The following is an 11,974-nucleotide window of genomic DNA, read 5'->3' as shown; positions in this document are numbered from 1 at the left end:
GGTACTGCGTAACAGTGGGAGAGTAGGTAGCTGCCGTTTTATCTAAGAGTCCTGTTCATGAAGTATGAATGGGACTCTTTTTTTGTATATACCCTTCTTGGTGTATAACTTCATGGTGTGTATCCATGGGCGGTAATATCTATTGCATCTACTTTTATATTTACCTTTGTCAATGTAACTCTCCTTTCCCGGAATAACGTGAGCCTTTCTGTTTAATCTGAATACTATATCTTAGCAGTCTTTATGTGTATTATACTCCAGGCAATTGCTTGAGAAAATATCTTTGCCAATTTTACACCTCATCTTATTCATTACTTTCACAAAAAAAGAGTTTCTTTGCATTTAATTAATTTCATCAGGCATTCAGGTATGAATGGCTTTTACGAATAATAGCAATACAAACATTATGAACAAAGTACTTATTATTGATGATGAAGCCCAGATACGCAAGTTACTGGCAAGGATGATGGAACTGGAAGGATACGAAGTTTGTCAGGCTACCGATTGCAGGTCGGGGTTAAAGCAGATTGAGGTTAGCTCTCCCGAAGTGGTGCTTTGTGATGTGCGTTTACCTGATGGCAATGGTGTGGATTTGGTTTTGAAGATAAAAAAGCAGTTTCCGCAGACTGAAGTGGTGCTGCTTACTGCTCACGGCAATATTCCAGATGGGGTGCAGGCTATAAAGAATGGAGCTTACGACTATATAACCAAAGGCGACGATAATAATAAGATTATTCCTCTGATAAGCAGGGCCATGGAGAAGGCTTTGATAAACAGGCGTCTGGAAAAGTTGGAAGCACAGATGGAAAGGAGATATTCGTTTCAGAATATTCAAGGTAACAGTAAGTTGATAAAGGAAGCGGTTTCGCTGGCACAAAAGGTGGCTGTTACCGATGTACCTGTTCTGCTTACCGGTGAAACTGGAACAGGAAAGGAAGTCTTTGCTCAGGCTATTCATAGTGGTAGTGCTCGCAAGGATAAAGCTTTTGTGGCTGTAAACTGTTCTTCTTTTAGCAAGGATCTGCTGGAAAGCGAGATGTTTGGTTACAAAGCCGGAGCGTTTACCGGAGCTCAGAAAGATAAGAAAGGTTTGTTTGAAGAGGCGAATAATGGAACCATCTTTCTGGATGAGATAGGAGAAATGGCTTTCGATCTTCAGGCGAAGTTGTTGAGGATTCTGGAAACGGGAGAGTTTATAAAAGTTGGTGAGACTAAACCGACTAAAGTGAACATCAGAATTATTGCAGCCACTAATCGTGATCTTCGGAAAGAAATTGAGGAAAATCATTTTCGGGAAGATTTGTTTTACCGGCTTTCTGTGTTTCAGATTCATCTTCCATCATTACGTGACCGTAGGGAAGATATTGAACAGATTGCATATTCTTTGATAGATGATTTTGGCACAAAGTTATCAAGGAAAGCTGTGAAGGTGAGCGATGATTTTATTGAAGCTTTGAAGCAGCACAGCTGGAAAGGTAATATCCGCGAATTACGAAATGTGATTGAACGTAGTCTGATTGTCTGCAATGAAGAGGAACTTACTCTACAGGACCTACCGATAGAGATCCAAAATTCTCACTTTGAAGAAAGTGCCGGAAAGAGTTATTCTAACTTTGAACTGGCGGCTATGGAACGAAGACACATTGCACGGGTGCTGCAATATACAAAAGGAAACAAAACAGAAACAGCACGCCTATTGAAAATTGGTCTTACTACGTTGTACCGGAAAATAGAGGAATACAAGTTATAAGGAAAAAGGCTTTAAGCACCACTCATCAAGAAATAAGACCTTTTTGGAATATATATAGGTTATAAAGACTCAGGCTTTAAGCTCTGTTTTAAATAATTACAGAATTACCCCGTATTAAAGGAACTGAAGTGAATCCAAAAAGTTAGACGAGTTAAAATATTAACAAGCTTGAGAACGAGCCCGGTATTGCACTGGGCTCGTTCCTTTTAAACTTGATTTGATTCTTTTATTGTTGTAATAATCTATATATTCTTCTAAATCCTTCATGAAGGCATCGATCTATTCAAGCTGCTACGTACAGACGTCAGTTTTGTTAATGCGGGGTAATTTCGTTATGAAGTAACCCAAAACGATATGCAACCCTATCAAAATGAAAAGGTTCATTTCGGACTGATAAAAGAACTTTATTAATTAATCGGTTGTTTTACTGAGAGATATGTATGTTATTATTCTTTTGGCATGCTATTGGTATATGCTTAAGTGATTCATAACAGAAATAATAACTCTTAAAGAAAGGAATGAGATGAACACGTTATTTTTTATAGTAAGTTGCCTTGCAGGCTGTTTCTGCTTCTGGCTTTTTTTCGTATGTATAAACTGGTTTGAAGATATTTAAAATTAGAATATGTATACAGCATTGTTTATATTAGGCTTGGCCATTTTTGGTTATATGGTTTACGTTCTTATTAAACCCGAAAAGTTTTAGTGAAATGAATACACAATTAATAGGCAACGGAATACAGATTGTCTTGATGATTGCATTGAGTTATCCCTTGGGAAAGCACATTGCAAAGGTTTACAAGGGGGAGAAGAGCTGGAGTGACTTTATCTCTCCGGTGGAAAATGCGATATATAGATTTTGTAATATTAACCCCAAAGAGGAAATGAGCTGGAAAAAGTTTCTGGGCACACTGCTTACGCTTAACTTATTCTGGTTTTTCTGGGGAATGATTTTACTGGTATCTCAACACTGGTTGCCATTGAATCCGGATGGTAACGCTGCTCAAAGTGCAGATCAGGCTTTTAATACTAGCATCAGCTTTTTGGTGAACTGTAACCTGCAGCATTATAGCGGTGAAAGTGGATTGACTTATTTTACTCAGCTGTTTGTTGTTATGCTTTTTCAGTTTATTACTGCGGCAACCGGTATGGCTGCTATGGCCGGAGTAATGAAGGCTATGGCTGCAAAGACTACTCAGACTATAGGTAATTTCTGGTTTTTCCTGGTAAGAAGCTGCACACGTATTCTTCTTCCGCTATCATTGATAGCTGGTATTGTGCTTATTCTACAAGGTGTTCCTATGGGCTTTGACGGAAAAGCATCTATTCATACTCTTGAAGGAGTTAGTCAGACTGTTTCGCAGGGTCCTGCTGCTGCAATTGTTGCTATAAAGCAACTTGGAACAAACGGCGGAGGATTCTTTGGAGCTAACTCTGCTCATCCTTTGGAAAACCCTTCTTTTATATCCAATTTGGTTGAGAGTATCTCGATTATGCTTATCCCTATGGCTATGATCTTTGCATTTGGTTTCTATCTGAAAAGGAAAAAACTGGCTTACAGTATTTTTGCCGTAATGTTTTTGGGGTACATCATTAGTGTGGGAACTATTACCTGGCAGGAAACAAGTGGCAATCCGTTGATTAAAGGTATCAGCCAAAGTGGAGGAGCTATGGAAGGAAAAGAGGTGAGGATAGGATCGGCTGCAACTGCTTTGTGGAGTGCAAGTACTACGGCCACTTCCAATGGTTCTGTCAATGGTATGCATGATAGCATGAAGCCGCTTTCGGGAATGGTTGAGATGTTGAATATGCAGATTAACTCGTGGTTTGGCGGTGTAGGCGTTGGTTTCTTGAATTATTATATTTTCATTATTATAGCTGTGTTTATCAGCGGACTGATGGTAGGCCGTACTCCTGAATTACTGGGTAAGAAAGTGGAAGCCAGGGAAATGAAGATTGCTACTATTCTTGCTCTTTTTCATCCGTTTATGATTCTTCTGGGAACAGCTGTCGCTGCTTACTTGTACACTCATCATCAGGGAATGGTTACGGCGGAAGGCGGATGGCTCAATAATCCGTCATACCACGGACTGAGTGAAATGTTTTATGAATATACATCCAGTGCTGCAAATAATGGATCGGGATTTGAAGGTTTAAAGGATAATACTCCTTTTTGGAACTATTCCACAGGACTGATTCTTATTCTCAGCAGATATATACCTATAATTGGTCAGGTGGCTATTGCCGGTTTGATGGCTAAAAAGAAATTTATTCCGGAAAGTGCGGGAACATTGAAAACAGATACTGCTACGTTTGGTGTAATGACCTTTGCTGTGATCTGTATCATTGCTGCCTTGGCATTCTTCCCAACACATGCATTAAGCACTATTGCCGAACTGTTAAGTTTATAATTGTAAGAAGTAATATGGAAAAAAATAAAATAACCTCTTTATTTCCTAAAGAGCAAGTAAAAGCAAGCCTTAAACAATCGTTTGTGAAGTTAGATCCTCGGATGATGATTAAGAATCCGGTTATGTTTATTGTTGAAGTGGCTACCGCTGTGATGCTTTTTGTTACGGGGTACTCTGTCATTAATAGCAGTCAGGGATCGTTTGGGTATAATATAACTGTATTTGTTATTCTATTTATTACGCTACTGTTTGCCAACTTTGCCGAAGCAATAGCCGAAGCAAGGGGAAAAGCGCAGGCCGACAGCCTGAGAAAGACGCGTGAGGAGACTCCTGCCAAACAACTTATAAACGGCAAAATAGAAATTGTAAGCAGTTCCAAATTGAGGAAGGGTGATATCTTTGAATGTGAGGCTGGAGATATTATTCCGGCTGACGGTGAGATTATTGAGGGTCTGGCATCTATTGATGAAAGTGCCATAACAGGGGAGAGTGCGCCGGTAATTCGTGAAGCCGGAGGAGATAAGAGCTCTGTTACAGGAGGTACAAAAGTACTATCAGATGAAATAAAGGTGATGGTAACTACTCAACCGGGAGAGAGCTTCCTTGATAAGATGATTGCTTTGGTGGAAGGGGCATCTCGTCAGAAAACTCCGAACGAAATAGCTTTGACCATTTTACTGGCTGGTTTTACACTGGTTTTTATTATTGTGTGTATGACTTTAAAACCTCTGGCCGATTATAGTAAGGCTACTATCACTATAGCTTCATTGATTTCTCTTTTTGTTTGCCTTATTCCTACTACAATAGGTGGATTGCTTTCGGCAATAGGTATAGCGGGAATGGATAGAGCTTTACGGGCAAATGTAATTACCAAATCGGGTAAGGCTGTGGAAACTGCGGGCGATGTGGATACTTTGCTACTAGATAAAACCGGTACAATTACAATTGGTAACCGGAAAGCTACGAAATTTTATCCGGTAAACGGAATGGAGAAAAGGGCTTTTATTGAGTTTTGTATGCTATCTTCCATGGCTGACGAAACGCCTGAAGGAAGATCTATCGTGGAACTGGGAAGAGAATCGGGACTCAGGATGAGAAACCTGAATACAACAGGAGCCAGAATGATTAAGTTTACCGCAGAGACAAAATGCTCGGGTGTTGATTTGCAGGATGGAACGCAGATACGCAAGGGTGCTTTCGACTCTATTCGCCGGATTGCTGAAGCTGCAGGAAACAGGTTCCCTAAAGAAACAGAGGAAATGACTTCGGCCATTGCAAATAATGGTGGTACGCCTCTGGTGGTTTGTGTGAACAAGGAAATTGTTGGAGTGGTTGAATTGCAGGATATTATAAAACCGGGAATTCAGGAACGCTTTGAACGTTTAAGGAAGATGGGTGTTAAGACGGTGATGGTTACCGGAGATAATCCGCTTACAGCCAAATACATTGCTGAAAAAGCAGGAGTTGACGATTTTATTGCTGAAGCCAAACCTGAAGATAAGATGGAATACATTAAGAAGGAACAGGAAGCAGGTAAACTGGTGGCAATGATGGGTGACGGAACTAATGATGCTCCTGCTTTGGCACAGGCAAACGTGGGTGTGGCCATGAATAGTGGAACGCAAGCAGCTAAGGAAGCCGGTAATATGGTGGATCTGGATAACGACCCTACCAAATTGATAGAAGTAGTGGAGATTGGTAAGCAACTGTTGATGACTCGTGGTACACTGACTACTTTCTCCATAGCAAATGATGTGGCTAAGTATTTTGCCATTGTTCCGGCATTGTTCATGTGGTCTATACCTCAGCTTGCAGCTTTGAACGTAATGGGGTTGCACAGTCCCGAAAGTGCTATTCTTTCTGCCATTATCTTTAATGCCCTGATTATTCCGGCACTTATTCCATTGGCTTTAGCCGGAGTTCAGTATAAACCGATAGGTGCTTCTGCACTGCTCAGACGCAATTTGCTTATCTATGGCGGAGGAGGGGTGATTGTTCCTTTTATCGGAATTAAGATTATTGATCTCATTGTTGGTTTATTTATTTAATATGTACGCAAAATGAAAACGACTCTTATAAAATCGGTAAAAATAACCCTGATGTTCTGTTTGTTGTTAGGGATATGTTATGTTGCTGTTCTTTGGGTATTTGCTCTTATTGCATCTCCCGGTAAAGGAAATGCGGAATTAGTTACGCTTAACGGTAAGGTGGTTGGTGCAGCTAATGTGGGACAACAGTTCACAAAAGATACTTATTTCTGGGGGCGCCCTTCTGCTGTAAACTATGCTGCTGATGCTTCGGGAGGTAGTAATAAAAGTGTTACTAACAAGGTGTATCTGAAGGAGGTAGATGCCAGAATCGATTCTTTCTTAATTCATCATCCTTACCTGAAGCGTAGTGAGGTTCCTGTGGAGATGGTTACTGCAAGCGGATCGGGATTGGATCCGGACATAACTCCTCAATGTGCTTATGTGCAGATAAAGCGTGTGGCTAAAGCTCGTGGTATGAATGAGAATGCAGTAAAAGAAATAGTGGAAAAACAGATACAGAAACCTTTTTTAGGTATATTTGGAACTGCAAAAATTAATGTTCTGAAACTGAATGTTGCTTTGGATAAAGTGAGTAAATGATTGAAATGGCATGAGTGACGAGAATAATGTACAGCATTTCCTCGACTTAATCAAGAGGTCGCGAAGAGGTAAGTTTAAGATATACATTGGCATGATTGCCGGTGTGGGGAAGACTTACCGTATGTTGCTGGAGGCGCATGATCTTCTTAAAAGTGGGGTGGATGTGCAGATTGGTTATATAGAATCACACGGCAGAGCCGAAACGGAAGCTCTGATTGAAGGGTTGCCTGTTATTCCACGGAAAAAGGTTTTTTATAAAGGAAAGGAGATTGAGGAGATGGACTTGCAAAGCATTCTTCTTATTCACCCCGAGATTGTGATTGTGGACGAACTGGCTCACACAAACGTGGAAGGAAGTGTGAATGAAAAAAGATGGCAGGATGTTATCTCTCTGCTCGATGCGGGTATTAACGTAATTAGCGCAGTGAATATTCAGCATATTGAAAGCTTGAATGAGGAAATTCAGGATATATCCGGTATTGAAGTAAAGGAACGTATTCCCGATAGTGTGCTTGAACAGGCAGATGAAGTGGTAAACATTGACCTTACTGCCGAAGAACTGGTTACCCGACTGAAAGCCGGAAAGATTTATCGTCCGGATAAGATTCAGATAGCACTGAATAATTTCTTTAAAACGGAAAACATTCTGCAGTTAAGGGAGCTGGCTCTGAAAGAGGTTGCATTACGGGTAGAGAAGCAGGTAGAGAATGAGTTTATTCAGGATTTTTCTCGTATTCGTCACGAACGGTTCCTTGCATGTATAAGTGCAAATGAAAAAACTCCGAGAAAGATTATAAGGAAAACGGCTCGGTTGGCTACTCACTATAATACGAAGTTTGTTGCTCTTTATGTGCAGACTCCAAAGGAAGCCCCCGATCGTATTCCTTTGGCCAATCAACGCCATTTGCTCAATCATTTTAAAATGGCTACTGAATTGGGAGGTGAGGTTGTGCAAATACAATCTTCAGACATTATAGGAACTATAATGAAGGTTTGTAAAGAAAGGCAGATTACTACTGTTTGTATGGGGAGTCCTTCTTTTAATATTCCAAGGGTGTTCTTTTCAGTAACCCGTTATAAGAAATTTATTGATTCACTATCCAGGGCAAATATCGATTTAATTATTTTGTCCTAGGATTAAACTGATAATGATATGAGAATAAAGACTAAACTCACTTACGGCATCGGAATGCTCTTTGCCATGATTGTTCTCTTAGGCATTCTTTCGTTGAGCTATATAAATAAGCTGAATAACGAAACTCATAAGATCTATACGAACAATAACTATTCGCTGGATTATTGCAGGAATATGTTGTCCGTTCTCGATGAACTAAACACAAGCAAAAGGGCTCTTCAGGTTTTTACATCAAACTTGCAGATGCAACAGAAAAATCTGACAGAAGTAAATGAGAAAGAAACAACGTACAAGCTGACAGTACATTTTGAGAAGCATAGAATTAAGAAAGATCAGCAAAGCTTAAGGGAGATACGTTCTGACATTTATACCATTATGACCTTGAATATGGCATCCATTTATCATAAAAGTGAGGTAGCCAAACAAACTGCTATGAATGCGCTGCTATGGATTTGTCTGACGTTTGCTGTCTGCATTGTTTTTGCTTTAGCCATATTGTTTCGTTTTCCTCATTCTATATTGAAGCCAATAAGGGAATTAATAAATGGTATAACGGAAATTGCCAATCATAATTATGATAAGCGACTGAACTTTGAACCAACAAGTGAGTTTGGTGAGGTATCTACCTCTTTCAATAAAATGGCAGAAAGGCTGAACGAATACAGGGCAAGTACACTTGCTGATATTATTGCCAATAAGAAATATATTGAAGCTATTGTAAATAGTATAACAGAACCAATCATTGGGTTGGATAATGAAAAAAAGATTCTTTTCATAAACGATGAAGCTCTGAATATTCTGAATCTTAAAAGAGAAAATATAATCAGGAAGTCGGCTGCGGAACTTGCTCTGAAGAATGATTTACTTCGTAGACTGGTTAGGGAACTGGTGAATCCGGAAGAGAAAAAAGAACCTTTAAAGATTTATGCAGATAATAAAGAGAGCTATTTTCAGGCGAACTATATTCCTATACGGGTTATTGAAACAGGTGAAACGGAACCTCATAATATTGGCGATGTAATTCTTCTGAAGAATATTACTGAATTTAAGGAGCTGGATACGGCTAAAACAACGTTTCTGTCTACTATTTCTCACGAGCTGAAAACTCCAATTTCGGCTATAATGATGAGTTTACAGCTCTTGGAAGATAAACGAATTGGCGCACTGAATGAAGAACAGGAATCTTTGTCTCACAGCATAAAGGAAAACAGTGAACGATTGCTGAGTATTACCGGTGAGTTATTAAAACTTACGCAGGTAGAGACTGGTAAACTACAATTAATGCCTAAGATAACAAAACCTATCGAGCTAATTGAATATGCAATAAAGGCTACTCGTATGCAGGCAGAAAAGTTTGGTTGCCATATTGAAGTGGAATATCCTGAAAAGATAGCCAAACTATTTGTTGATAGCGAGAAGATTGCCTGGGTGCTCACTAATCTGCTAAGCAATGCTATACATTACTCGAAGGAGAATTCCAGAATTATCATTGGTGCACAGCAAACAGGTGATGTTGTTGAAATGTTTGTGCAGGACTTTGGCAAAGGTATTGATCCACGTTATCACGAAAGTATCTTTGACCGTTATTTCCGGGTTCCGGGTACTAAAGTACAAGGTAGTGGTTTAGGACTTTCTATCTCAAAAGATTTTATTGAAGCCCAGAATGGCACTCTCACAGTGGAGAGTGAAGTGGGAAAAGGAAGTAAATTTATTATTCGCTTCAATGTGAAATAAGAATATAGAGAAAACAATAAATCCTGCAGTAGAGCTATGCGCCAAGCACCGTTTTACTGCAGGATTTTTAATCTATTATGAAAACTAATACCTGATTTTATAAATATAAACTAACCAGTCTTTTTTACCTCTGTATTTATGATTTATCTTTTTTTTCTTGTATGCAACAAAGGTAAGATGAGATTTCTCCCCCGAATAGTTAAAATCCCCATTCTTTGATAGGAATTTCCCTATAATACCCCTTCGCTGACTCTTTCCATTTTTCTCGAATGGATTGAATAAAACCCTGAATTTGTTCGGATTTGAATAGTTATTGTTCGTTTTCGAACGATAACTATTTAATTAATGCATTGAAATTCAATAATATAACTTTTTGGCATATTCGTTGCAACTATTTAAGCGTGAGATACGTCTAAATTATGTAGCGATTATGAAACGAGAAAATAATCAATAGGTATCAGATTACAATAATTAAAAATTTCCGGTTATGAAAAAGATGGTATTTAATTTCAGTGCGTTAGTAATTAGTGTTACTACTTGTTTTTTGCTTGTATGTGGTTCGGCTGCAAATGCTCAAAAATCTCAAGTTCTTGCCAATGATAAAGGCAATTGTAAAGAAGCTTTAGTTTCAAAAGATGCAGGTTGCTCTCTTTCTTCTAATCTGGATTCCAACCAAAACGAATCTGTAGATATGCAGACTTATAATAAAGATTTAAGTTTTAATGCAACTTTCTTGAAAAATATTCCGTCTAAATATAAAACAATGATGGAACAGGTTAACTCTTCAGAATGTCTTTGCTTTGAAATATCTTGCTATGAGGCAATTCAGAATAAAATGGAAAAAGATGTTGAAGCCTTTTTCTTAAAGAGATAAAAAACAGATAACTTTAATAGGATAACAATAATAAAAAAACTCTCATCATGAAAAAGATTGTATTTAGTATTAGTACGCTAGTAATCATTATTACTACTTGTTTATTGTTTGTGTGTAGTCCCGCAGCAAATGCTAAGAAGCTTAGAAGTTTTGTATATGACAAAGGTCAGAACAAAGAAACTGTATTTCTTTATGATTCAACAACCTGTGTGCTTACTCCTCACTTAAAATATGAATATGTAGTAAGTGAAAATGGGCAGTCTAAAACTAAAAAGGCTTATAGGTGGAATGCCGACGATAAAACGTGGATACCTTCATACATATTCATTGTAACAAATGTAGGTGATAGCCAGATTCAGGAGTTTGCCCGTTGGAGTGCCGTGAAAAATGAGTTTTGTTTGAACAGACAGAAAGCCATATTCGACAGAATAGACGGAAGTAATATATCAAACTATATATCCTTTAAGTGGAATGAAAGGAATAAGAAATGGGAAGTTGTGGACGGTGAGCAATTTGAGAAAAACATAGCATTGCTGATTAATCACTCTAAAAATATAAAATAAGATATTTGTTTTCAAGATAACTGATAATTAGATTGAAAAACGGCTGCCTAAGTGATTTAGGTAGCCGTTTTATGTTATTTACATCCCGATGTTATTGTGCAATATATGCCTTGAATGCCTCGAGCTTATCGTTCATGATTAGTTCTTCGGGAAACTCAGTTTCTGCCAGCATGGGGTAAATAAGGTCGTATTTACCAATAGCAAAAGAAATGTGTGCATCGCTTCCCAGAATAACCGGTTGCTCGTATTTTTTGCACAGCTTCAGAATTTCCTTGAAATTATCAGGAGCAGTTGCTTTTTCACGATACGGTTCTAATGAGCTGTTGTTTATTTCAAGCAGGGTATTATGTTCTTTTGCAGCAAGAACTATCGGTTCGTAATTAAGTTCTGCTGTTCCGTCACCAGGATGCGTAATTATTTTCACATAAGGATTCCTTATGGCTCCAATTACAGCTGAGGTGTTTTGTTCTACAGTTCCGGGGGTATAGCAAAGTGAATGAATTCCGGCAATACAGATATCCAACCTTTTCAGATATGTTTCGTCTAGGTCTACATTTCCTTCGTAGTCTATAATGTTCAATTCTGAACCAAGCAGAAGCTTTACTCCATACATCTGACGAGGGACGGTCCATAAGTTCCGGAAGTAGATGGGATCGCAAGTGCCCGGAATACCCGGACCATGTTCGGTAATACCAAGTAGCTGAATACCTTTATCGGCGGCTGCTTGTGCCATTTCCTGTAAACTGCTGAACGCGTGCCCACTTGCTGTGGTGTGTGTATGTATGTCTAAAACTATATTCATGATGCTATTTCTGTAATCGGGTGCGAAATTAACTAATTCCCGACTTGCAAAAAAATTATCCTGCGATAAACTCAT

The 11,974-nt window shown here is 38.8% G+C and carries 10 protein-coding genes and 1 pseudogene; 9 read left to right on the top strand and 2 right to left on the bottom strand.

Features of this window, described 5'->3' with window-relative positions; translation table 11 throughout:
- Positions 1 to 406: 406 nt before the first annotated feature.
- Positions 407 to 1,750 carry a sigma-54-dependent transcriptional regulator gene (locus BUC21_RS15340; RefSeq protein WP_073404029.1) on the top strand — a complete coding sequence of 448 codons (1,344 nt, stop codon included), beginning with the start codon at positions 407 to 409 and terminating at the stop codon, positions 1,748 to 1,750.
- A 159-nt stretch (positions 1,751 to 1,909) separates the two neighbouring features.
- On the opposite strand, the pseudogene BUC21_RS15335 reads toward BUC21_RS15340, so the two are convergent.
- Positions 1,910 to 2,008, bottom strand: a pseudogene (locus tag BUC21_RS15335) (IS3 family transposase); the annotation flags it as partial.
- A 367-nt stretch (positions 2,009 to 2,375) separates the two neighbouring features.
- Between BUC21_RS15335 and BUC21_RS15330 the strand changes: the two are divergent.
- From BUC21_RS15330 to BUC21_RS15295, 8 genes are all read left to right on the top strand, one after another.
- Positions 2,376 to 2,456 (top strand): potassium-transporting ATPase subunit F, encoded by an 81-nt coding sequence (locus BUC21_RS15330; protein WP_073404025.1) that lies wholly within the window; start codon positions 2,376 to 2,378, stop codon positions 2,454 to 2,456.
- A gap of 4 nt (positions 2,457 to 2,460) precedes the next feature.
- Entirely contained in the window at positions 2,461 to 4,161 is a 1,701-nt protein-coding gene (gene kdpA / locus BUC21_RS15325; protein ID WP_073404023.1) for a potassium-transporting ATPase subunit KdpA, read from the top strand.
- Between the two features lie 14 nt (positions 4,162 to 4,175).
- Entirely contained in the window at positions 4,176 to 6,209 is a 2,034-nt protein-coding gene (kdpB, locus tag BUC21_RS15320; RefSeq protein WP_073404021.1) for a potassium-transporting ATPase subunit KdpB, read from the top strand.
- 12 nt (positions 6,210 to 6,221) lie between these two features.
- Positions 6,222 to 6,791 (top strand): K(+)-transporting ATPase subunit C, encoded by a 570-nt coding sequence (locus tag BUC21_RS15315; RefSeq protein ID WP_073404019.1) that lies wholly within the window; start codon positions 6,222 to 6,224, stop codon positions 6,789 to 6,791.
- Positions 6,792 to 6,801: 10 nt separating this feature from the next.
- Positions 6,802 to 7,926, top strand: a complete 1,125-nt coding sequence (locus BUC21_RS15310) for a histidine kinase (RefSeq protein WP_073404017.1) — start codon at positions 6,802 to 6,804, stop codon at positions 7,924 to 7,926.
- A gap of 18 nt (positions 7,927 to 7,944) precedes the next feature.
- Positions 7,945 to 9,660 (top strand): ATP-binding protein, encoded by a 1,716-nt coding sequence (locus tag BUC21_RS15305; protein ID WP_073404015.1) that lies wholly within the window; start codon positions 7,945 to 7,947, stop codon positions 9,658 to 9,660.
- Positions 9,661 to 10,147: 487 nt separating this feature from the next.
- Entirely contained in the window at positions 10,148 to 10,534 is a 387-nt protein-coding gene (locus BUC21_RS15300; protein WP_073404013.1) for a hypothetical protein, read from the top strand.
- Positions 10,535 to 10,581: 47 nt separating this feature from the next.
- The gene (locus BUC21_RS15295) at positions 10,582 to 11,097 is read left to right on the top strand and encodes a DUF3836 domain-containing protein (protein WP_073404011.1); all 516 of its coding nucleotides are present in this window, start codon (positions 10,582 to 10,584) and stop codon (positions 11,095 to 11,097) included.
- A gap of 91 nt (positions 11,098 to 11,188) precedes the next feature.
- Here the strand turns inward: BUC21_RS15295 and BUC21_RS15290 are convergent, their stop codons facing one another.
- Complete coding sequence (locus BUC21_RS15290; RefSeq protein ID WP_073404008.1) at positions 11,189 to 11,899, bottom strand: phosphatase; 711 nt, start codon at positions 11,897 to 11,899, stop codon at positions 11,189 to 11,191.
- Positions 11,900 to 11,974 lie beyond the last annotated feature (75 nt).

The organism is Bacteroides luti (assembly GCF_900128905.1).
Taxonomy (GTDB): domain Bacteria; phylum Bacteroidota; class Bacteroidia; order Bacteroidales; family Bacteroidaceae; genus Bacteroides; species Bacteroides luti.
Note: the sequence above shows the minus strand (reverse complement) of the source record. Positions and strands in the feature narration are given on the sequence as shown.